Source organism: Staphylococcus sp. HMSC072E01 (genome assembly GCF_001814125.1).
Taxonomy (GTDB): domain Bacteria; phylum Bacillota; class Bacilli; order Staphylococcales; family Staphylococcaceae; genus Staphylococcus; species Staphylococcus hominis.
This window is the reverse complement of the sequence record NZ_KV814959.1, coordinates 114,084-137,467: the sequence shown is the minus strand read 5'-3', so window position 1 is coordinate 137,467 and position 23,384 is coordinate 114,084. Positions and strand designations below refer to the sequence as shown.

Annotated in this window: 22 protein-coding genes and 2 pseudogenes; 14 read left to right on the top strand and 10 right to left on the bottom strand. The window is 29.8% G+C overall.

Translation table 11 applies throughout. The features are described 5' to 3' along the window. Positions 1-164: 164 nt before the first annotated feature. The gene (gene mqo, locus HMPREF2953_RS01585) at positions 165-1,643 is read left to right on the top strand and encodes a malate dehydrogenase (quinone) (protein WP_070671452.1); all 1,479 of its coding nucleotides are present in this window, start codon (positions 165-167) and stop codon (positions 1,641-1,643) included. Positions 1,644-1,694: 51 nt separating this feature from the next. On the opposite strand, the gene HMPREF2953_RS01580 is transcribed toward mqo, so the two are convergent. Together HMPREF2953_RS01580 and HMPREF2953_RS01575 are read right to left on the bottom strand one after the other, a co-directional pair. Continuing rightward, complete coding sequence (locus HMPREF2953_RS01580; RefSeq protein WP_070671449.1) at positions 1,695-3,068, bottom strand: sensor histidine kinase; 1,374 nt, start codon at positions 3,066-3,068, stop codon at positions 1,695-1,697. After that, entirely contained in the window at positions 3,061-3,735 is a 675-nt protein-coding gene (locus HMPREF2953_RS01575; RefSeq protein ID WP_049334630.1) for a response regulator transcription factor, read from the bottom strand. Before HMPREF2953_RS01575 ends, HMPREF2953_RS01580 begins: the two co-directional genes overlap by 8 nt. Positions 3,736-3,864: 129 nt before the next feature. Between HMPREF2953_RS01575 and HMPREF2953_RS01570 the strand changes: the two genes are divergently transcribed. Both HMPREF2953_RS01570 and HMPREF2953_RS01565 read left to right on the top strand, forming a co-directional pair. Continuing rightward, positions 3,865-4,920, top strand: coding sequence for an ABC transporter permease (locus tag HMPREF2953_RS01570; RefSeq protein WP_070671445.1), 1,056 nt, complete (start codon positions 3,865-3,867; stop codon positions 4,918-4,920). Beyond that, positions 4,920-5,585: an ABC transporter ATP-binding protein gene (locus tag HMPREF2953_RS01565; RefSeq protein WP_049334628.1), complete on the top strand. Its 666-nt coding sequence runs from the start codon at positions 4,920-4,922 to the stop codon at positions 5,583-5,585. Before HMPREF2953_RS01570 ends, HMPREF2953_RS01565 begins: the two co-directional genes overlap by 1 nt. Positions 5,586-5,654: 69 nt before the next feature. Here HMPREF2953_RS01565 and HMPREF2953_RS01560 read toward each other — a convergent pair whose 3' ends face one another. Further along, the gene (locus tag HMPREF2953_RS01560) at positions 5,655-6,611 is read right to left on the bottom strand and encodes a YdcF family protein (protein ID WP_049334627.1); all 957 of its coding nucleotides are present in this window, start codon (positions 6,609-6,611) and stop codon (positions 5,655-5,657) included. Positions 6,612-6,782: 171 nt separating this feature from the next. Between HMPREF2953_RS01560 and HMPREF2953_RS01555 the strand changes: the two genes are divergently transcribed. The 3 genes from HMPREF2953_RS01555 to HMPREF2953_RS01545 all read left to right on the top strand — a co-directional run bounded on the left by HMPREF2953_RS01555 (position 6,783) and on the right by HMPREF2953_RS01545 (position 9,933). Further along, positions 6,783-7,244, top strand: coding sequence for a MarR family transcriptional regulator TcaR (locus HMPREF2953_RS01555; RefSeq protein WP_070671443.1), 462 nt, complete (start codon positions 6,783-6,785; stop codon positions 7,242-7,244). Positions 7,245-7,342: 98 nt separating this feature from the next. Beyond that, positions 7,343-8,707, top strand: coding sequence for a membrane-associated protein TcaA (locus tag HMPREF2953_RS01550; RefSeq protein ID WP_070671441.1), 1,365 nt, complete (start codon positions 7,343-7,345; stop codon positions 8,705-8,707). A gap of 20 nt (positions 8,708-8,727) precedes the next feature. Beyond that, entirely contained in the window at positions 8,728-9,933 is a 1,206-nt protein-coding gene (locus HMPREF2953_RS01545; RefSeq protein ID WP_049334625.1) for a putative multidrug effflux MFS transporter TcaB, read from the top strand. Positions 9,934-9,987: 54 nt separating this feature from the next. On the opposite strand, the gene HMPREF2953_RS01540 is transcribed toward HMPREF2953_RS01545, so the two are convergent. Then, a complete protein-coding gene (locus HMPREF2953_RS01540) occupies positions 9,988-10,539 on the bottom strand; it encodes a TetR/AcrR family transcriptional regulator C-terminal domain-containing protein (RefSeq protein WP_070671439.1) in 552 nt (183 codons plus the stop codon). Positions 10,540-10,659: 120 nt separating this feature from the next. Between HMPREF2953_RS01540 and HMPREF2953_RS01535 the strand changes: the two genes are divergently transcribed. Then, a complete protein-coding gene (locus HMPREF2953_RS01535; protein WP_049334623.1) occupies positions 10,660-11,307 on the top strand; it encodes an HlyD family secretion protein in 648 nt (215 codons plus the stop codon). Between the two features lie 12 nt (positions 11,308-11,319). Next, a complete protein-coding gene (locus tag HMPREF2953_RS01530; RefSeq protein WP_070671437.1) occupies positions 11,320-13,413 on the top strand; it encodes a DHA2 family efflux MFS transporter permease subunit in 2,094 nt (697 codons plus the stop codon). Between the two features lie 77 nt (positions 13,414-13,490). Here HMPREF2953_RS01530 and HMPREF2953_RS01525 read toward each other — a convergent pair whose 3' ends face one another. Beyond that, positions 13,491-14,120: a hypothetical protein gene (locus HMPREF2953_RS01525; protein WP_070671435.1), complete on the bottom strand. Its 630-nt coding sequence runs from the start codon at positions 14,118-14,120 to the stop codon at positions 13,491-13,493. Between the two features lie 193 nt (positions 14,121-14,313). Here HMPREF2953_RS01525 and HMPREF2953_RS01520 point away from each other — a divergent pair, with 193 nt between their 5' ends. Next, positions 14,314-15,213 (top strand): alpha/beta hydrolase fold domain-containing protein, encoded by a 900-nt coding sequence (locus tag HMPREF2953_RS01520; protein ID WP_064206691.1) that lies wholly within the window; start codon positions 14,314-14,316, stop codon positions 15,211-15,213. A gap of 53 nt (positions 15,214-15,266) precedes the next feature. On the opposite strand, the gene HMPREF2953_RS01515 is transcribed toward HMPREF2953_RS01520, so the two are convergent. Further along, complete coding sequence (locus HMPREF2953_RS01515) at positions 15,267-15,683, bottom strand: hypothetical protein (protein ID WP_070671434.1); 417 nt, start codon at positions 15,681-15,683, stop codon at positions 15,267-15,269. Further along, positions 15,683-16,162, bottom strand: coding sequence for a thioesterase family protein (locus HMPREF2953_RS01510; RefSeq protein WP_002454968.1), 480 nt, complete (start codon positions 16,160-16,162; stop codon positions 15,683-15,685). The genes HMPREF2953_RS01515 and HMPREF2953_RS01510 overlap by 1 nt, the downstream gene beginning before the upstream one ends. Before the next feature lie 121 nt (positions 16,163-16,283). Between HMPREF2953_RS01510 and corA the strand changes: the two genes are divergently transcribed. Together corA and fni are read left to right on the top strand one after the other, a co-directional pair. Then, the gene (corA, locus tag HMPREF2953_RS01505; RefSeq protein WP_070671432.1) at positions 16,284-17,231 is read left to right on the top strand and encodes a magnesium/cobalt transporter CorA; all 948 of its coding nucleotides are present in this window, start codon (positions 16,284-16,286) and stop codon (positions 17,229-17,231) included. Positions 17,232-17,265: 34 nt separating this feature from the next. Then, positions 17,266-18,315, top strand: a complete 1,050-nt coding sequence (fni, locus tag HMPREF2953_RS01500) for a type 2 isopentenyl-diphosphate Delta-isomerase (protein WP_070671430.1) — start codon at positions 17,266-17,268, stop codon at positions 18,313-18,315. Positions 18,316-18,375: 60 nt separating this feature from the next. On the opposite strand, the gene HMPREF2953_RS01495 is transcribed toward fni, so the two are convergent. Further along, positions 18,376-18,984 (bottom strand): DNA-3-methyladenine glycosylase, encoded by a 609-nt coding sequence (locus HMPREF2953_RS01495; RefSeq protein ID WP_070671428.1) that lies wholly within the window; start codon positions 18,982-18,984, stop codon positions 18,376-18,378. Between the two features lie 294 nt (positions 18,985-19,278). Here HMPREF2953_RS01495 and HMPREF2953_RS01490 point away from each other — a divergent pair. Beyond that, positions 19,279-19,606, top strand: a pseudogene (locus HMPREF2953_RS01490) (YnfA family protein). Positions 19,607-19,635: 29 nt separating this feature from the next. Next, positions 19,636-20,646: an aldose epimerase family protein gene (locus HMPREF2953_RS01485; RefSeq protein WP_049334614.1), complete on the top strand. Its 1,011-nt coding sequence runs from the start codon at positions 19,636-19,638 to the stop codon at positions 20,644-20,646. A gap of 55 nt (positions 20,647-20,701) precedes the next feature. Here the strand turns inward: HMPREF2953_RS01485 and HMPREF2953_RS01480 are convergent, their stop codons facing one another. Next, the gene (locus HMPREF2953_RS01480; protein ID WP_002454973.1) at positions 20,702-21,358 is read right to left on the bottom strand and encodes an MOSC domain-containing protein; all 657 of its coding nucleotides are present in this window, start codon (positions 21,356-21,358) and stop codon (positions 20,702-20,704) included. Positions 21,359-21,518: 160 nt separating this feature from the next. Between HMPREF2953_RS01480 and HMPREF2953_RS01475 the strand changes: the two genes are divergently transcribed. Next, entirely contained in the window at positions 21,519-22,208 is a 690-nt protein-coding gene (locus tag HMPREF2953_RS01475) for a ribose 5-phosphate isomerase A (RefSeq protein ID WP_070671426.1), read from the top strand. A 266-nt stretch (positions 22,209-22,474) separates the two neighbouring features. Here the strand turns inward: HMPREF2953_RS01475 and HMPREF2953_RS01470 are convergent. Then, positions 22,475-23,303 (bottom strand): annotated as a pseudogene (locus HMPREF2953_RS01470) (lysostaphin resistance A-like protein); the annotation flags it as partial. Positions 23,304-23,384 lie beyond the last annotated feature (81 nt).

Below are 23,384 nucleotides of genomic sequence, written 5' to 3'. Positions count from 1 at the left end.
AGAGAAATTATGTATATAATTACTATAGTAATTAAAATGTTATTTACGCTTTTAACGTCAAATTAATATTTATTTTTTTATCAATTAAAGAAAGCGTTTTAAATTAAAAATGGTCGTGTTTATTTCGACTGAAGATGTGATTATAAAAGGGGGACTGGGTTGTTATGAATATAGAACATAGCAAAACAGATGTCATCTTAATCGGTGGCGGAATAATGAGCGCAACATTAGGAACATTACTAAAAGACTTATCTCCAGAAAAAGAAATTAAAATTTTCGAAAAATTGGAACAATCAGGTGAGGAGAGTTCTAATGTATGGAATAATGCTGGAACAGGACATTCAGCTCTATGTGAATTGAATTATACAAAAGAAAATAAAGATGGCAGTATTGATGTAACAAAAGCAATTAAAATTAATGAACAGTTCCAAGTATCTAAACAATTTTGGGCTTATCTAGTTAGAACTGGTCAACTAGAACATCCAGGTAATTTTATTCAATCTGTGCCACATATGAGCTTTGTTAAAGGTATTTTAAACGTAGACTTTTTGAAAAAACGTGTAAAAGCTTTAAAAGAAAATGTTTTATTTCAAAAAATGGAAATCACAGAAGATCGAGATAAAATTGTTGAATGGGTGCCGTTAATGGTAGAAGGTAGAACATCACCCGTTCCTATTGCATTATCTCGGGATGAAACTGGTACAGATGTAAACTTTGGAGCACTCACTAAAAAATTAATTTCTAATTTAAAAGAACATAAAGTAGATGTTACGTATCATCAAGAAGTTCAAAATATTGAAAGATTAAATAATGGTTATTGGAAAGTGACTGTCAAAGATTTGAAGTCTAATACAATTCACACGTTTGAATCTGAGTTTGTGTTCATTGGTGCTGGAGGAGCAAGTCTTCCACTTCTACAAAAAACTGGAATTAAGCAGTCTAAACATGTAGGTGGTTTCCCAGTAAGTGGTCTTTTCTTACGTTGTAAAAACAAAGACGTTATTGAACGTCATTATGCAAAAGTATATGGTAAAGCAGATGTTGGAGCACCGCCGATGTCTGTACCACATTTAGATACACGATTTGTAAATGGAGAACGCTCTCTATTATTTGGACCGTTTGCAGGCTTCTCACCTAAATTTTTGAAAACAGGATCCAATTTAGATTTAATTCGTTCTGTTAAACCGAATAATATTGTGACGATGTTAACAGCAGGAGTTAAAGAATTTAATTTAACTAAATACTTAGTTTCCCAATTAATGCTTAGTCATAAAGATCGAATGAATGATTTAAGAATCTTTTTACCGAATGCTAGAGACGAAGATTGGGAAGTTGTTATTGCTGGACAACGTGTTCAAGTGATTAAAGATACAGAAGATAGTAAAGGAAATTTACAATTTGGTACAGAGGTCATTACTTCTGATGATGGATCACTTGCAGCATTATTAGGTGCTTCTCCAGGAGCTTCAACAGCTGTCGATATCATGCTAGATGTATTAAAACGCTGTTACAAAAATGAATTTGATGCTTGGATTCCAAAAATTAAAGAGATGATCCCATCATACGGACTTAAGCTTAATGAGCACGAAGAAGTTTATAACGCAGTAAATAAAGAAGTAAGAAAATATTTAAATGTGAAATAATCGAAAAAACAGGTAGTGTCATTTTTAACACTGCCTGTTTTTTCGATTAAGTTAAAATAGGATATGCGGAAATAGAATTTTAAATGTCGTGCCATTTTCAGAATCACTAGATACACATATTTTACCGTGATGTAAATCAATGATGGACTTAGTAATTGCTAGTCCTAAACCATTACTATTATCACTAGCATTGAGTTTATAAAAACGATCAAATAGATGTGGTATCGCTTGTTTAGAAATAGTTTGTCCTTCATTTGTTACCGCAAAAATAATATGATTATTTTCTTGATTCAAAGTAATATCGATAATGCCATTTATATCTGAATATTTAATAGCATTTTGAATTAGATTCGAAAATGCTTGATGTAAAAGGCGACGATTTCCTTGGAAATATATTTTATGCATATCAGATAATAACATCAATGATTTATCATCAATCGTGTATTGTTCATGTCGAATGATATCAGTAATGAGTGAAGATAATTCTAAATTATCGTCAACAGATAAGTGATTCGCATTATCTAATTCAGATAGTAATAGTAGTTCTTTTATTAAGTTACTAAGACGTGTAATTTCTAAATGAATATCATTGATTAAGCTATGACGTTCATCTTCTGAATGCGCAAATTGTAATTCAGTTAATAGTCTTTCAATATGTGTAAGAGGTGTTTTAATTTCATGTGAAACATTTTGAACAAAATGTTGACGCATGTCATCTAATTGTTTTAATGACTGACGCATGGTATCAAAACGAAACTGTAAAGTTCCAATTTCATCATGACGTGTATGAGAAATGGGTGTTTCAAAATTCCCATTCATTAATTGTTCGGTCGCCATTTTTAACTTTTTAATAGGTTTAATGATTGAGTATGTTGAAGCAATAACAAGTGAAATAGATATCAACAATAAGAAAATAAGTAATACCAATAAAAATATTCTAAACTCGCCGAATGTTTTACCTATATCTGGTCGCATAAATACTGCTATAGGTTCATGGTCTTCATAAAATCTTATACCCACAGTGTTATCAGTTTCATTATCAAAGAAACCTGTCACGAATAATTCAAAAGGTTTGTTTTTTATACCGTGATAATCATGACCACGCATAACTTGGTTAATAGATGATGAGGACAGTGTATCTTTTCTAAAAGGTTCACCATAAAATGTTTTTTGTCCTTGTTTATCGACGGTAACGATTTGATAATTCATTTGTCCTAAATGTTGAAAATAAGATTTTACGTATTTTGAAGGAAGTTGATGTTCATAAGTACGAGCTTCTTTTAACGTACGCATAATTTTAGTGTCATTATTTTCTTTGAGATTGAAATGATAATGTATATTTGCAATGAAAAAGCTAACTAATGCACTAAAAATAATCACAGTAATAGTATAAATTGCAATGCGACTATATAGTGTTTTAAACATCTTTATTCACCTTGTATCCCTGACCTCTTACTGTTTGAATTTCAATAGTTGCCTCTAATTTTTTTAACCGTGTTCTTAAACGCTTAATATGAACGTCTACTGTTCTTTCATCGCCTGTATAATCGAAACCCCAAATTTTTTCAATAATAGACTCTCTTGTGTAAATTTGTCTTGGATGAGTGCATAATAAAAATAGGAGTTGGAATTCTTTAGTAGGAAGATTCATTTTTTTAGATGCTACACTTACCTCCATAAATTCATCATTTAAAATGACATTTCCTATTTCAATCTTATTTTGTGTATTAATTTGATAACGACGCAAAACGGCACGAATTCTAAATAATAATTCTTTAATTTCAAATGGCTTAGTTACATAGTCATCTGTGCCACTGACAAATGCGCGTTCTTTATCACTTAATGCATCTCGTGCTGTTAGCATAATAACTGGTAATTGATAGTGATCTTTTAATAATTGACATAATTCAAATCCATCCATACCTGTCATCATAATATCTACAACTGTGATATCCACGCGATGATGATTAAGATATTTTAATGCTTGTTCTCCACTCGAATGTGTCACGGTTTTTATATGATCCGCTTCTAAATGTTTAGAAACGTAATGCAAGAGTTTTGGATCATCATCTACAATTAAACATTTTATCATTTACTTTTCGCTCCTTTTCTAATTATTATACGAATCTTTAAAATCTAAGACAATTTTCTTTGTTGTTCATATTCAGTTCATATTTACTCTCTATACTGTTTAATAAAGATAAATAGGGAGGAAAAAGAAATGAATTTAGCTTGGAAAGAAATAAAATTTTATAAGTTTCGATATATATTAATTATGCTAATCATCTTCTTACTAGGGAGTATGGTATTATTTATTAATGGTTTAGCTCAAGGTTTAGCGAGAGAAAATGTGTCATTTTTAAATAATCAAAATGCACAAACATATATTATTGAAAAAATGAAAGAACCTAAAATTGAAACATCACAACTTGATTCAAATCAACAAAATAAGATAGAAGATATTATAAATCAACAAGCAACACATCTTGGACCACAAACATTAAAATTAAAACAACAAGATCAAGATATTCTTACGTTCTCTACTTCTAAAGAAGATCGTCCCTCTTTAAAAGAAGGTCGCTATCCTAATCATTCACATGAAGTTGCAATAAATGATAAATTAACGGGACAAGATGTAAAAAAAGGAGATATGATTAAGTTTAAAGGTCATAAAGAAGCTTATAAAGTAAGTGGTATTATTGAAGATACAATGTATTCTCATAGTTCAATGGTTATGATGAATCATTCAGATTTTAAAACGCTTAATAAAAATTATTCTACATTCTATCCAGTTAAAGAATTAAGTAAAAAAGATAAAAATAGAATTAATGATATTTCTAATGTAACAACTGTTAGTGAAAAAACATTGACTGATAACATTGCAAGTTACCAAGCAGAACAAATGCCATTGAATTTAATGATAATTAGTTTGTTTGTGATTACAGCAATTGTATTAAGTGCATTCTTTTATGTTATGACCATTCAAAAAATCTCACAAATAGGCATATTAAAAGCAGTAGGTATTAAAACGAGACATTTATTAAGCTCATTAATTATAGAGATTATTTTAACTACCATGGTTGGTGTTATTTTAGCCACAGTACTTATTTTAATATTAAGTTTAATTATGCCAGTTACGATGCCATTTTATTTAGGTTACGGTACAATTTTATTAATGATTGTTATTTTTCTTATTGTAGGATTTATCGGTGCCTTACTATCATTTATCAAAGTAGTAAAAGTGGATCCAATTGATGCTATTGGAGGTATGGAATAATGACATTAAAACTCGAACATATTAGTAAAACATTTGGAGAAGGTTTAGCGAAGACAAAAGTATTAAAGGATATTAATTTAGACGTTCAACCAGGAGAGTTTATTATTTTAAATGGTGCATCAGGTTCAGGTAAATCGACACTATTAAATATATTAGGTGGGTTGTTAACACCTACTGATGGTAAGATATTATATGAAGGTCATGATTTGTATTCAAATTATAAAAATAGTACAGAATTAAGACTTAATGATATTGGTTTTATTTTTCAATCGTCACATCTTGTGCCTTATCTAACGGTTGAAGAACAACTCACTGTTATTGCTAAGGAAGCGGGAGTAAATAAAAAAGAAGCCGTTTCAAATGCTAAATATTTATTAACAGAAATTGGTCTCAAAGATCGTTTGGATGCATTTCCACATATGTTATCAGGAGGAGAAAAGCAACGTGTAGCAATTATGCGTGCCTTTACAAATAATCCTAAAATCATTCTTGCAGATGAACCAACAGCAAGTTTAGATGCAAGTCGTGCTACGAAAGTAGTAGAGATGATTAAGGAACGTATAAAATCTGAACAGATGGTAGGTATTATGATTACACATGACGAGCGATTATTTGACTATGCTGATCGCGTTGTAAAATTAGAAGACGGCAAAATACTTAATTAAAAAGTGAATAGTATTCATACTATGGAAAAGTCTGGATCATATAAGAAAATGATCCAGACTTTTTGTATATTAAAGTAATATCCAAATTGACGCTATAAATACTCCGACTAAATACAAAGTCAAAAGTAATTTATATTGATATATAAGTGCAAGAAAATCTCGTAAGAGCGCTTTATCTAGAAAATGATAAGGCGTTGAACTTCCTAATCCTATTATTTTTATATTTAACTTTTGTGCAAAACGTAAGGCTCTTAAAATATGAAATTGACTCGTCACACATAAAATACTAGGGACATTTTCAAACGATGTATTAATGAAAGATTTAGAATATAAAAAGTTCTCATATGTACTGCTTGATTGTGATTCCATCAATATTGAAGAAGATGACACACCACATTTAATGAGATAATTCTTCATTGCTAAGGCCTCTGAAATTGGTTCGTCAGGACCTTGACCACCACTTACCAATATATTGCAATTATGCGACTGTACTTTATAGATTTCTAAAGCTCTATCCAGTCTAGAGGCTAGCATAGGAGTGACTGTTTCATTGAATATACCTGCGCCAAGTATAAGAATCATATCATATTGTTTATGGGTTTTAGCACGTTCAAATGCAGAAGAAAAAATTAAATATATAATGAAAGCGTAACAAGCACTAAATAACATTAAAGCAATCCATAAAAACATGCCATTTAAAATAGGTAATGGTATTGTACTAAGATATATAAATATACCAATAAATAAGACACCATTTATTAATCTACGAAACATTTTTTTTAAGAAACGGATTCCTTTTTTAATTTTGAATAGATGAGAATGTTTGACAAGCAAACCGATGGTAGAAATGATAATTAATATAAACAATCCAGTTGGTAGGGTCATGGTCATGATATTAATGAGACTAATGGTGAAACATAATATTACGCTTGTAATAAAAAAAGAAAGAGAGATAAAGTGTCTTATATTAAACAAAACACTTAGGATAATAATTAAAACAATAAATAATAAAATGATTGCTAGCATATTTGATAACCTCATATCTATTTATATATTTAAATGTAATGAAAGGGTCACAATTTAGCAACTATTATATTTTTCTATTTGTTTTCAACGTGGAAAATTATTGATATTATTTAACAGAGTATAAAAATTAACTGCACAATATATGAAATTATTTAAGTAAGGAGATTTGTAATGAGTAGAATCTCAAAAAATCATATTGAATTTATGAAACATTTCATAAACGATACAAATACATTAACGTCTAAACTTTTAAAAGATCAACAAGTAAAATATGGTGTTTCTACTGAACAATCGAATGTACTACGATTACTCAGTCATCATCAAGCTTTATCTATAACAGAAATTACTGAAAAACAAGGGGTTAATAAAGCGGCAGTAAGTCGTCGTATAAAAAAATTAATAGAAAGTGACTTTGTTGCATTACAGAAGCCTAACGATAAAATAGATCAACGCTTAAAGTATATTGTCTTAACAGAGAAAGGGCGCCAATATACGGAAGAAAATAACGAAATTATAAGTCAAATTGTGAATGATATGGTTAAAGACTTATCTAGTAATGATATAGAAAAAGTTCTGAGTGTGCTTTATATTATAGATGAACGTGTGAAGCATTTTAATGCTAAGGTAAAATAACGTTAATCGGAAGTTATCTTCACAAGAAAAAAGGGTTATAATATTTGTGTGAAAAATGTAAATGACGTTGCATCTTATGAGAGGAAGTTGATGACAAAATGAAACAATGTCCTTATTGTGGACAAGAATTAAATAAAAGTGATAGGCAATGTTCTAATTGCGGAAATATGATACCAAAAGAAAAAAATAAAGCAACATCGTCCTCTCAATCAGAACAATCTAATTTAAAATTTAAAAAGTTTATTCCGTGGGTCATTATAACTTTCATTATTATTTTAATTGGTATTGTTTTCATACTATTAAGAAATTTCAATTCTCCCGAAGCTCAAACTAAAATTCTTGTAAACGCGATTGATAACAACGATGCTCAAAAAGTAGCTACATTAATTAGTACTAAAGATGTTCCTGTAGATGATGAAGAAGCAAGTGTTTATATTCAATATATTAAAGATGAAGTTGGAATGGTGAAATTTATTCACGATGTCAAACACACAACAGATAAATTAAATAAAAGTAACCATGATTCTGCCTATATACAAACAAAAACAGATAAAAATGTATTAAAAATTAGTAAAAATGGAACGCGTTTTTTAATCTTTAATAATATGAGTTATAGACCACCTACAAAAACTGTTATTGTTAAGCCGAAAATAGATACAAAATATGAATTTAAAGCTGGTGGAAAACGTAGAGTCATTCACGCAAAGGCGAATCAAGCAACTTCTATTGGTAAATACATTCCAGGTGTTTATGCTATCGATACTGAAAAAGACACGGAATATGGTCATTTTACAGGTCAAATGAAATTTGATTTTAGATATGCTAAAGGAAATACTGTAGATGTTAATGAGAACTTTAACGAAGCTTCACTTAAAGTTAAATTAAAGGGTAAAAGTGACTTAGATAAAAACACATTAAAAGTAACTATTAATGATAAAGAAATGAAATATGATGCATCAAAAACATATGGTCCGTATCCTCAAAATAAAGACATTAGTGTTTCAGCTACAGGTATGGTTAAAGACAAAACATTTACGTCTACAAGTAAAACAATAAAAGCAAAAGATTTAGGAAATATTAATAGTGCAATACTGGACTTTGATGAAGATAAAATTTCTGATTATATTTCAAAGAAAACTGAAGAAGAAAGCATACTTAGAGTTACGTTAGAACCGTTTTTTAATCAATATACCTATGCTCTAAATAATGCTATTAATCAACAAAATTTTGATATAATAAGTCCATTTCTAAAAAATAAGTCTGATGCATATATAGATATAAAAAATCATTTAAGTGATTCAAAACATTTTGAGTTCTCACAGTTGTTAAGTGCAACTCAAAGTGGAGATATTATTAAAGCTAAAGTACAACAAATTAATCAACGCGGAGAAATAGAATATGTCACTTATGAAATAGAAGAAGATAAAGATAATGGAATATTGCAAATTATAAACATTAAATAGATTCTAAGGAGAATATTTAAATGGAACAAAGACATAACCAAGATAAGCATTCCTTGTTATTTATTATTATTCTAGGTATGTTGACTGCTATAGGACCTTTAGCGATTGATATGTTCTTACCTGGTTTACCTGAATTGAAAAATGATTTCAACACTACGACTGCTAATGCTCAATTGACACTATCGTTTTTTATGATTGGCCTTGGAATTGGTAATTTATTTGTAGGACCGATTTCCGATAGTATGGGGCGTAAAAAACCTTTAATTATTGTTATGACTATTTTTACTCTTGCAAGTCTCGGAATCATATTTGTTCATAACATATGGCTTATGATTATCTTAAGACTTTTACAAGGTATTACTGGGGGAGGCGCGGCAGTTATTTCAAGAGCCATTGCAAGTGATTTATATAAAGGTAATGAATTAACTAAATTTCTATCTTTATTAATGCTAGTTAATGGTGTTGCTCCGGTTATTGCACCTGCGCTTGGAGGTATCATTTTAAGTGTAGCAGTTTGGAGAGTCGTATTTGTTATATTAACTATCTTCGGTATATTAATGGTAATGGGGAGTCTAACAAAAATACCAGAATCTTTAAGTTTAGAGTATAGAGATAGCAGTGGTGTCAAAGTGATATTTCAGAATTTTAAAAGCTTATTAGGTACACCACGTTTTGTACTACCCATGCTAATACAAGGTGTTTCATTTATATTATTATTTAGTTACATTTCTGCTTCACCGTTTTTAGTTCAAAAAATGTATGGTGTATCTCCACTGCATTTTAGTTGGATGTTTGCTGGAATAGGAATAACATTAATCATCTCGAGTCAATTAACAGGAAAATTAATAGATTATATTCACACGCAAACACTTTTAAGGTTATTGACATGTATCCAAATTATTGGTGTATGTATTGTTTCGTTAACGCTCATCCAACATGGACCATTCATTTTTTTAGTGATTGGTTTTATAACATTAGTAGCTCCAGTTACAGGTGTAGCTACTTTAGGTTTTTCTATTGCGATGGAGGAAAGTACCACTGGTAATGGTAGTGCTTCCAGTTTGTTAGGACTTGTACAATTTTTATTTGGAGGTATTGTTACACCTTTGGTAAATGTAAAAGGAGAATATAACAGTATGCCTTATTTAATAATCATTATTAGTGCAATTGTGATCCTTATTATTTTACACCTTATTAATTTTAAAGTGTTTAAAACAAAAAGATAAATAAATAGGGAGCAAAACAAAATTTAATTTGATTCTGTCTTGCTCCCTTCTTTATTATCTTTGTAACTTAATTGTATTGGATAATAAAGAATTTGCTACTTCTTTAGGACTTTCTTGGCAACCGCTTCTTAGCCAATAAAGAATTACTCCAATTTGACCGCTAATAGTATAAGAAATAAAAAGTCCTCTATTTTGAATTAAAGTTTCATTTTCAACTAAAATCTTATCGTAATATTTCTTTGTAATATCTAAGTAGTCCATAACTAAACTTCTATTTGGATGTGAGATGAAAATAGCGTGAAAAAAAGATTTCTTTCTATATATATATTTAAGAATAATATGAAAGAATTTAAATACTTTTTCAGGCTCTTTTTTTATATTGTGAAAATTATTAGAAAGTGCTTTTAATAATTTTTCATACTTATTTAGATGGTAACTTTGGATTGTAGACAATAAGTCATATTTATCCTGAAAATTATCATAAAATGTTGAACGATTAATTTTACTTTGTGCACATATCATTTTAATTGAAATTTGTTCGAAGGGATAATCTTCTAGCAAATCGATCATACTTATTATAATTTTATATTTCGCTTTTAATTTCATGCATGTCACCTAAATTTAAAAAATAACCGACAATTTTTTAAGTTTTGTTGGTGTTTTTTTTATTGATATGTCTTTATAATATATAAAGTGATTTTTAAAAGCAAATAGGAGGAAAATTCAATGAAGAAAATGGTGTTAATCAATATCATTACTATCGTTGCTTTAGTTATTATCGGAGTAGTTGGATTTTATTTCTATCATAATGCAACTAGCTATGTAACAACTGATAACGCTAAAGTTGACGGTAATCAAATTAAAATTGCGAGTCCAGCATCTGGAAAAATTAAATCTTTTGACGCAAAACAAGGCGATCAATTGAAAAAAGGTGACACAGTCGCAGAAGTAACTGCTCAAAGTCAAGATGGTCAAACTCAAGATCAAAAAATTAAAATGCCACAAGATGGTACAATTGCTAAAACTGATGGAATGGAAGGTTCTATCGCTCAAGCAGGTTCACCAATTGCTTATGCATATAATTTAGATGATTTATACATTACAGCTAATATCGATGAAAATGATTTAAGCAGCATTGAAAAAGGCGATAAAGTTGATGTAACAATCGATGGTCAAGATTCTAAAATCGATGGTAAAATTAAAGAAATCGGAAAAGCAACTGCAAATAGTTTCTCATTAATGCCATCATCAAACAGTGACGGTAACTATACTAAAGTTTCACAAGTGATTCCTGTGAAAATTTCTTTAGACTCACAACCATCTAAAAATGTTGTTCCTGGAATGAACGCTGAAGTTAAAATTCATAAAGACTAAGGGGGTCATAAAATGACAGTGACCTTCATTATTGGATATATCGTTGCAGCGGTCATTTTAGTTGGTTTAATTAATTTATTCGTGTTGAAATCACGTCATAAATCTAAATTAAATCAATCAAAGGGACAACAAGTAAATGAAGAATCTAAGAGTCAAAATAATCCATCTAAATTTAAAATGAGTGACTTAGAACAAAATAACGATGCAAAGAATGCATCATCTCCTCAGATCAGTGAAGAGAAAAAGCGTTACTTTAATAATGACCAATCTCATTATAAGGAAGGTAACGATATCAATAATGATAAAAGAAAAAATCATTTTGAAGAAGAACAAGAGCAACAAGATTCATCTTCAGAACAAATTCATCCTGAGCAAAAGCAAACTTCACATTCCTTACATTACTCAGACGATGAACAACGCAATACGCATTCTGAAGATACAGTAAATCATAATGATAGAGATGTTAATAATCAACATCTTTCCAAAGATTCTATTTATGAACCTATTAATCCTGATTCACAAGAAGGACGTGTGAACGAACGTATAAAAAATCAAAACCAAGATTTTGTCTTCGGTAAAGGGATTACAAGAGGCAAAATTTTAGCTGCTATGTTGTTTGGTATGTTTATCGCAATTTTAAACCAAACATTACTTAATGTAGCTTTACCTAGAATTAATACAGAATTCAATATTTCTGCTTCAACTGGACAATGGTTGATGACAGGATTCATGTTAGTAAACGGTATTTTAATACCAATAAGTGCGTTCTTATTTAATAAATATTCATATCGTAAGCTATTTTTAATAGCGCTTGTATTATTTACAATTGGCTCATTAGTTTGTGGTATTTCAACTAACTTCCCAATTATGATGGGAGGACGTGTTTTACAAGCGATTGGTGCAGGGATATTAATGCCATTAGGATCTAATGTAATTGTTACCATTTTCCCACCTGAAAAACGTGGTATGGCAATGGGAACAATGGGTATCGCAATGATTCTTGCTCCAGCGATTGGTCCATCATTATCTGGTTACATCGTCCAAAATTATCATTGGAATATCATGTTCTATATGATGTTTATCTTAGGACTACTTGCTTTCTTATTTGGATTAGCATGGTTCAAAATTTATCAAAAAACAATCAATCCAAAAGCAGACTATCGTGGTATCGTATATAGTACAATTGGATTTGGTGCTTTATTATATGGTTTTAGTGAAGCTGGTAACAAAGGATGGGGTTCAACTGAAATCGTTATAATGTTTATCATTGGTGTTGTGTTCATCATCTTATTTGCTATTCGTGAATTAACAATGAAAGCACCAATGCTTAATTTAGAAGTGCTAAAATCACCAACATACACACTTACTACTATTATAAACATGGTAGTAATGATGAGTTTATTCGGAGGTATGATTTTATTACCATTATATCTTCAAAATTTACGTGGTTTCTCAGCATTAGATTCTGGTTTACTATTATTACCAGGTTCATTATTAATGGGGGTATTAGGACCTGTTGCTGGTAAATTACTTGATACAATTGGTCTTAAACCACTTGCTTTATTCGGTATTGCAGTGATGACTTACGGAACGTATGAATTAACAAAACTGAATATGGATACTTCTTATCTTCATATTATGAGTATTTATGTAATACGTTCAATAGGTATGGCATTTGTTATGATGCCGTTAATGACTGCAGCTATCAATGCTTTACCACCTCGTTTAATTTCTCATGGTAATGCGTTCTTAAATACGATGAGACAATTAGCTGGTTCAATTGGTACTGCGATTCTCGTTACTGTAATGACAACTCAATCTACAAATCATCTGAATGCATTTGCAACTGAATTAGATAAAACTAATCCAGTCATTCAAGATCATGTACGTGAAATGGCAGCACAATATGGGGGTCAACAAGGTGCATTACAAGTTATCTTGACTTATGTAAATAAATTAGCCTCAATCGAAGGGATCAATGATGCGTTTTGGATTGCTACAGCATTAAGTGTCTTAGCATTCGTTTTAAGTTTATTCTTAAAAGGTAAAAAAGGTGCTGAAGCTGAACATGACAGATTGATGAGTAAAGAAAGTAATAAATTTTAATATATAAAAAGGTATTGGACATATAAAACGTTCAATACCTTTTTATTTTATTAAATATAAAAAATGAGACTACATTTCTATTTGATTCTAGGATAACGATTTCTAAAGAAAAAGCTTATAAATAATAACGCTAAACTACTTGAAAGTAAGATCAGTGCATTGTGAATAGCATCTGCTTCAGTAATAATTTGATTTGGTGCCAAATCTAAGAAAAAGGAATGCAAGTTCTGAGAGATTTGCTTTCCTAACATTTGAATTGTATAACTAAAGGAAAAAGCAATTATTAACGCAACAGCGATAATGATGAAATTAATCACTTTTAAAATCGTTCTATTAAATACAATGGTTAAAATTGAAATAATCATGCTGCCAATACATAAAACGAAAAATATATTAAAAGCTAGAATAAATTTATCGATTACACCTTGTAAGTTAGCGACTTCACTAATATTAATATTGAGTGGTCCAATCTGAGTAGTTGTATTTTGAAAATTTTTAATCTCAGAGAAATCAATCGCTTGATTTGCAAGAACAAAATTTAGAATAGGCTGTTTATACATGCTATAACAAGTAATCCCTACAAGTATAAGAATGATGATATGTATAATTAAACTTATCCACGAATTTTTCTTTTTACCATAATAAGCTTGTTGGTTAACACGAGCATATGGGGGGCGGTTTGTTTGATATCTATTAGGATTTTGCATTATTATTACTCCTTTGCCGTCATTCATTTGTTTTCTATAGTTGACTCATTTATACTGAATTTAATATGCAATAGGCAATTATATGAACTAGATTGCTCATTTTTAATCATATAAATAGTATTATATCGTTTTTTAAGCTTTCTGTAATAAAGTTTGATTAATTTTATAAATTTATAAGGTAGGTAAAAATTTTATGAAAACACGTATGGTAAATAGAATTGTTAATAAATATTTACTACATAATCGCTCAATTCAGTTTAAGAGTAAAGACGAATTTGAATCGTTTATGGAGCGTAGAAAAGATATTAATAGAGCGAAACATAAGCAACCTCCAACTTTAAATGTGAAAGCAAATCTTGATAAATTATCTTTAGGAGATATGCAAGTGTTTAGATTTAATTTTCGTCACGAAACTAAAAAGAAAATTTTGTATATTCATGGTGGATACAACACATTACAACCTTCTCCATTCCATTGGAGATTAATGGACAAACTTGCACTTAACACTTTATATGAGGTCGTTTTACCGATATATCCTAAAGCACCAGAGTTTCATCTTAAAGATACATTTAAAGCAATTAATAATGTATATGAATCGTTATTAAGTGAAGTTAATAATGAAAACATTGTTATTATGGGTGATGGAACTGGTGGAGCACTTGCACTTAGTTATGTACAACAATTAGTAGAAAATGGCAAAACGTTACCATATAAAATATGTTTAATTTCTCCGATGCTTGATGCAACAATGACAAATCCTCAAATTACTGAAAATTTGGTTGAAAAAGATCGTTTTGTTAATATTCAAGGACTTCAAAATATAATGAATGTGTGGAGCGATAAAGAACCATTATCAAATCCTTTAATTTCTCCGATATATGGAATAAAACAAGGATTGCCACCAATTATAATGTTTGGTGGTGGTAAGGAAATTTATTATCCAGATATGCAACGTTTGGCATATGAATTGGAAACTTATAATCAATCTATACAATTTTTTGAGTATCCAAAAATGTTTCATGACTTTGCGTTATTCCCAATTCATGAATCTCATAAGGTGATTAAACAAATTAATAAGGCAATTCATGAATAATGATAAAGGACTAAAGTAGAATTGAGTTAGATTTTACTTTAGTCCTATATTTTTTATATTGAATATTTATTGATTTGCAATAATAATTCACTAATAATATCATGCTGACCTTTACAATGATAATAAGTATCGAGAGATTGTGCCAACCTTAAGTTTTCTTCGGATTCATAAGTTGTAGTATGTAATTCTATTACATTTAAAAGTTGTTGTTCAATGTCTTGAGAATATCTTTTTAGATTAGCTATTAAATCATTCTCATCCGTAGTCGTTTTAATTTTTCTATCTAATGCTTCTATCGCTTGTTTTTGTCCTTGGTAGAAACTGATATTAAATGTTCGTTGAATGAGCTCTTGACTTGGTCCATTCATAAATAATGAACGATTTTCATTTAATTCAATTAAATGTAGTTTAAGTGTATCACTAAGATCAAATAATGTGTTTTCTAAGATTTCAGAAATAGTCTCTGTCATTATGCCTCTCCTTTTTTTGGAATGCCGATTTGATGTCCTAATGATTTAGGCCAGCGCTGATCATATTGAGAATCATAGTATATTTGGATATTAGATTTATAGTGTGTGGGGAAAGAAGCAGGTCGGCGTGTTAAACGATTAATACCCATCATCATTATTTCGCTTGTTGCAGCTAAAGTTTCATCATTTTTAAATAATTCTAAAAAGAAGTGAACACGTTTTTCATCATAATCATAAATACGAACACGAACTGAAAACGATTCTTCGAAGTGTAATTCCTTTAAATAGGTTGTATGTTCTTCGACTGTAAACGTTGTATAATTAAGCGCTTCTCTTTCTTTTAATGATAAACCATTATAATGATTAAATTCACTAATAACTTCACTGAAAATTGAATTATATTCTGCATCGTGCATATGTTGGTTAAAATCAACTTGAGAAGATACTACGCTTTTATGAATAATAAATGGATAGTTCATAATATTTTATCCTTTCTTTGAAATTTTATAAAAATACTTTACTAACATAAAATAACACATACACAATATTTAATTCATGGTAGAATGATAACCGTATGGTTAAATAGGAGGAAACAGAAAGATGACCATGACAATTCGATATCAAACTAAGAACGAACCACTAACTCAAGTTGAACAGATCAGTGATGTACCTAATGATGCTACTATTGTGTGGTTGGATTTTGAAGAGGCAACATCCGAAGAAAATGATTTTTTGATTGAAAACTATAATTTTAATTATTTAGAATTAGAAGATGCTATTAAAGGGGTACCACGAGTTAAATATAAATCTTATGATGATTACCAATACATGGTATTTCATAGTATGCATAAAGATGATTTTACTCCTATAGCATTGAACGTATTTCTAGACGGAAAAACATTAATTACTTATCATCAACACCATTTTGAATCATTAATGGAAGTTGTCAATATAAATGCTCGTAAACATGATCCAGATTTAGATTGTGCTGATATCGTTATACATATCCTTGATATGATGGTAGATAAATATTTTGATTTTGTTTATGCCATTGAAGATGAGGTATACAGCTTTGAAGATGCGCATGTAGATGATACACATAGTAAAAAAGTAATGGATAATGTCTTTCAATTACGTTCTAATCTTATAAAAATAAAACGTGTATTATTCCCAATGCAAGAACTTGTGAATACAATTAAGACTGAAGGTAACTTAATTGTAGATTATAAACATTCAATGTATATTCAACATATTGATGATCATATTATTAAACAAAATAATATTATTAGAACCTCTCAAGAAATGACAAATGAAATTCGAGAAAATTTTGAATCTTATTCTTCTTTTAGAATGAATAGTATTATGCAAGTATTGACACTCGTGTCAGTTATATTTTCTCCTTTAACATTTATAGTAGGCGTATATGGAATGAACTTTGAATATATGCCAGAGTTAAAATGGCACTATGGTTATTTTATTTGTTTAACTATAATGTTACTCATTTCAATTGCATTAATTCTCTTTTTTAAAAAGAAAAAGTGGTTTTAATATAGAACATAGTTTAAGGAAAGTAGGTTGTTACATGAGAGATATCCAAAGAGAGCAAAGAAAAAATGAACATGTAGAAATTGCAATGGCACAACAAGATGTCCCTCAATCAGATTTTGACCGTATGAGGTTTGTACATCATTCAATTCCAAATATCAATGTGAATCAAGTGGATTTAACGAGTCATACTTCAAATTTTGATATGACATTTCCCTTGTACATTAATGCAATGACAGGTGGAAGTGATTGGACTAAGACAATTAATGAAAAGTTAGCAGTCGTTGCTAGAGAAACAGGCTTAGCTATGGCTGTAGGATCTACGCATGCAGCTTTAAGAAATCCTAAGATGGCTGAATCATTCAGCATTGTACGTAAAACAAACCCTGAGGGCATTATATTTAGTAATGTAGGGGCAGATGTACCAGTAGATAAAGCTGTTAAAGCAGTTGAATTATTAGACGCACAAGCTTTACAAGTACATGTGAATGCACCACAAGAATTAGTGATGCCAGAAGGGAATAGAGAATTCTCGACATGGTTAGAAAATGTGGAAGCAATTGTTCAACGCGTAAGTGTACCTGTTATCATTAAAGAAGTAGGATTTGGCATGAGTAAAGAATTACTACAATCTTTAGTAAATATAGGCGTAACGTATGTAGATGTGAGTGGAAAGGGTGGCACTAATTTTGTCACAATAGAAAATGAGCGTCGTTCAAATAAAGACATGGATTACCTTTCAAATTGGGGTCAATCGACTGTAGAATCATTACTTGAAAGTATAAGTTATCAAAATAAACTAAATATATTTGCAAGTGGTGGATTACGAACACCTTTAGATGCAATTAAAAGTTTAGCTTTAGGTGCAAAAGCTGTTGGCATGTCACGTCCATTTTTAAATCAAGTTGAACATGCTGGTATTACTAGTACCATTGAATATGTAGAATCATTTATAGACCATATGAAATCTATTATGACAATGCTAGATGCTAAAGATATTAATGATTTAAAACAAAGTAAAATTGTTTTTGATAGTAAGTTAATGTCTTGGATAGAGCAAAGACATTTAAAAGTTGAACGCGGATAATATTAATCGCTTTTGAAGAAGGATGACCTTTTCAAAAGCGATTTTTTATTGAATGAGGTGTTACTTCCATGTTTCTTCTGGTAATAGACAATCGGATTTTCTCATTCTAGAGACATATGGATTTCCTTTAACAGTATATCTTAAGTATTTTTCTGTCCATTCACCTTTATTTGGGATACCTATACGTGCACTTTCTTCAATCTCTCTAGGAAATTTTCTATTCTTTACATCAATAGATAAACGACATTGATTAATTGTTGAACCATCTATTGCTCTAGGAATATTAAATGCTTTAGTCCACTTTCCCGGACCATTTGTAAGTTCGAAACCAGATTTATTTCGGTTGATTTTCATACCTTCGATACCATCTTCAGGTTCAACTGCACGTATTAAGACACCTTCTGGGATACCTTCTTCACGTGTTACTAAATTAATAAGTAAATGCGTATGCATAACATGGCCATATATGGTTCCGCCACGTTCATATAAAGAAGTGACTTTAGGCGTTTGTTTCCCACCAAATCCATGTGCTGCTTTATCTTTAAAACCTAAATAAGCTTCTGTTTCGACGATATAGCCACTATAAGTTTGTGTATGATCTTGATAACTAATTTTAACGCCTAATAAAGATTTAGCCGTTTCAATTGTTGATTTATTTACAAAGTCCAATATAAATACCTCTTTCTTTAAATGAATCATTTGGATGCTTGTCTAAACTTTTTAATAATTTTATTATAGTGGAAAATGATAGAGTTAGAAAATATTAAATGCATTGATAGAGAATCAAAAAACATCTAATAGATAACGTTTACATTTTTAAATTTATATAAAACCTATGGAATATTAATTAAAAAAGTGTAACAATATGTATTGATGATAAAGTCAAAGTTTAAAAGTAATAGATGAAATTTAAAGCAGTTTGCTACAATGAAACTAACTTTTCAAAAGTTGGTGAATAAACAAATGATATATTCAATTTTTATTTTTGTATTATCAGGTCTCTGTGAAATTGGTGGAGGTATCTAATTTGGTTGTGGTTAAGGGAAGGACAATCAAGTTGGTTAGGATGTATTGGTGGATTAGTACTTGTTTTATATGGTGTGATTGCTACATTTCAAGTGTTTCCAACCTTTGGACGTGTCTATGCAGCATATGGTGGAGTGTTTATTATAATGAGTATCATATATGGTCATTTGTATTTGATAAACAAATTCCAGATAAGTATGATGTCTTAGGTGCTGTTGCATGCATTATTGGCGTATTAATAATGATTTTACCAAATAGAGCCTGATCAAGCGTGTTGAGAGGGAGACGTAAGTAATGATAGTTGAAGTAGAGAATCAAAATCATGGTATAGATTTAATTAAAATAGATAATGACGATACGTATATTGTATTTACAAACTATGGAGCACGAATTGTTTCTTGGAAATATCATGATAATAATATTGTGTTAGGTAATAAGGTAGAAGCGGATGAATTTTACCCCGAAAATCCATATAAATTTGGAGCTACTATTGGTCGATATGCAGGACGTATTGAAAATGCTTCTTTTAATTTAAACAACAAATATTATCAATTGGAAGCAAATGAAATGACTAATCAACTTCACGGTGGTAGTAATGGTTTAGACAGACGATTGTTTGATTATGAAATACAAAATAATATAACAAATATTAAAGTTATATTTAAACTTCAGATACAATCAAAAGAGGATGGTTATCCTGGAGATATGATGATTAAGGTTATACATACATATGATGTTGAACATCGTTGGACGATTGAATATGAAGCAACATCAAATGAAGATACATTATTCAATCCTACAAATCATGTGTACTTTAATCTAAATAGAGATAATAATGTTATTGATAATCACTCTATAATAAGTGAACAATTAAAAATGTATCCTATTGATCAGAATCATCTTATTTCCAGTCAACAACCTATTGATTTATTAGAACGATTTAATCATCGTCCTATTCAATTTCAAGATATTTTTAATTCTGAAGATAAACAAATTAAAGAACAAATACATTTTAATAAAGGACTCGATCATCCATTTGATATTGGTCATCATCGTCTTATCGTTGAAAATAACGAGTTTGCGTTAGATGTAGAAACAACAATGACTAATATAGTGATTTTTACTTTTAACGATACATCAGAATGGAAGAGTGATTTTAATATTTATAAACCTCATTCAGGTGTAGCGCTAGAAACACAATACTTACCTAATGATATTAATAATGAGGGTAATAAAGCTAAATCAATTCTAAAAGCTAATGTTCCATTTTATGCGAAGACAATATATCATATTTCAGAAAAATAACTTTATTTTTATTCAGAAACATACCACTATGACATTAAGTGATAGAGGTATGTTTTTATTTATTCATTGCTTTTTCTTTTAATAATTTCAATTTTTCAATACGTTTAGGAGATAAGTAAGGATTATTAATAGCTTGATTTAAACGGTCTATATTTTCGCGGTCATTATAATAAATATCATTCAAATTTTGAACAGATAAGCGTGTAGGAGATTCGGCAGTTTTAAGGAGTAATAAATGATCTTGTTGCTGCACATAACCTTCTTTTAAAACACGCATATAAAATCCTGTTTTACCGGAGGATGACATCCGCTTAACTAAATGTTTAATACCATACTTTCTTTGAATCTTCCAGCAAGGTTCTCGTATTTCAGAAACTTCTACAATTGCCTCTCCTAATTGATATTGATTTCCAAAATACACATCATTTTCATCAAGGTCAACGAGAGTTAAATTTTCACCAAACATTGCATAATCAGGTAGTATATTAATATCATTTTTATACATTGCATAATTTTCCTTACTAAAACAACAAACAGCTTTGTGTGGACCACCATGGTCTTTATAAGCTTGTTCATCCTCACTGAACCCTGTATAAGATAACCACATTTTTCCAGAAAACATGGTTTTATTTAAAGCAGAATGCATTGGACGTTTTTGATCATAGTTTAAAGTTTCAATTTTACCAGTTGAAATAGCATATACCGGAATCATGTTATAGTCTCCTTTTTTATAATATCTGTTATTTTACTATATTTTTAAAACGTATAAAAATTTCTTTTGATAAATTAAATGAATGTAAAATAGACCTAGGTATTTTAAAAAGGCTAGTGTAAAATAATAAATGAGTATATGAAAAGGAGTTATAGTACCGATGAAGGATGCGAAAGAACTCAAATTAATGACGAGAGATGATGCAGTAGCTCAAATCCAAGATAATATGATTCTTGGAATTGGAACAGGAAGTACAATTGAACTATTGATTCCTAAGATTGCAGAGCGTATTCAACAAGATAATTTAAATGTCACAGGTGTATGTACATCTAATAAAAGTGAATTTCTTGCTAAACAATATAATATTAATGTGGTTGATATTAATGATATTACTTATATAGATTTAGCTATTGATGGTGCAGATGAAATTGATTCAGATTTAAACCTTATTAAGGGAGGTGGTGGTGCCTTATTCAGAGAGAAAGTCATTGATGAAATGGCAAGACAATTTATAGTTTTAGCAGACGAAAGTAAAATGGTAAATTACTTAGGTGAAACTTTCAAATTACCTATTGAAGTTGATAAATTTAACTGGTTACTTATATCTAAAAAAATTGAAACATATCATGATATCTCAGTCGAACGAAGAATGAATGAGGATATACCATTTATTACAGATAATGGGAATTATATTTTAGACTGTGAATTAAAAAGTAAGATAGATCCTTATCAATTACATGAATTTTTAATTCATCTCACAGGTGTGCTAGAAACAGGTTATTTTTTAGATATGACAACACAAGCGATTATTGGCACTCAAGAAGGAATTAAAGTAATTAATAAGAAGTAAAAAAGAGAGGAACATGTTTAAGTTCCTCTCCTTTTATTTATTAGATTTATGGATGTCATTGATTTCTTCTTTTACATTATCCACTACAGATGAGCGTCTATCTTCTGTATATTTAGAAGATGATTTTAAATGATGATCACTGTCTTGGATTTCAGATTCATTAGTCTGTGTATGAGTCACATTATTTTCTTGTAACGATTGATGTGACGTTTCTTTTTTATCCAATTCACTATTAGATGTCTTATTTGAATCATCTGTGTCATCATTTACATGGTCTAAATAATTATTAGGTTCTACTTCATCTAATGATTGGTTTGTTGTTTTATATAAGATAAAACGAATGACTAAACTTAAAAGAATGAAAATAATACCAACAATTGTAGTACTTAAAGCAATGACTTTCATAGAGAATAAGTCGCCAGTTTCTTCGCTAAATAAGAATACTTGAGCAAATGTCATTGCAGCATGGAATAGCATTGCAATATAAATCGTACGACCTTTAGTTGCTCTAATTAATTCACCGACAATCATTGAAAACATAAATGTATATAAGAAGTGATAACCTGCATATTGCATTCCATATGTTGTGTTAATAGTCCAAATAGAATACATTAAACCTACAATGATTGAAGCAAAAAATGTATTGACTTTACTTTCAACAATATTTTGTAAATATGAACGGAATCCAAATTCAGCAAAGAAAGCCATGAAAATATGACCAACAATAATTGTAAATACAGATACTGATAAATCATTGGCTTGTAATAAAATAAAACTATCAGCAAATCTATTGAAACTCATCATTCCAATAATAAAAATAATGAGTGGCAAAATTAACGCAAGTATTATACGTTCAATAACTCTAATATCAATAGAGAAATTCAAACCAGCTAGTTGAGTACGCTTATTTTTAAATGCAATAATACAAATTATTGCAGCAATAAAAGGCGCTAAATTATTAATACTAAACACAAAACGTTTAATACCAATAGATGCTTGAAAGTCTCGCAGGATTAAAGACAATGCCATTGTAACAACGAAAAATACAAAAATTGTTAAAGCCCATTGAAATCCTGAAATACGTTTCGTCTTCATGTATGTAACCTCCATTAGGGTAACCATATATATTCTTTCCTTAATATTATACATATTACAAGGGGATAAATAAATTGTCCA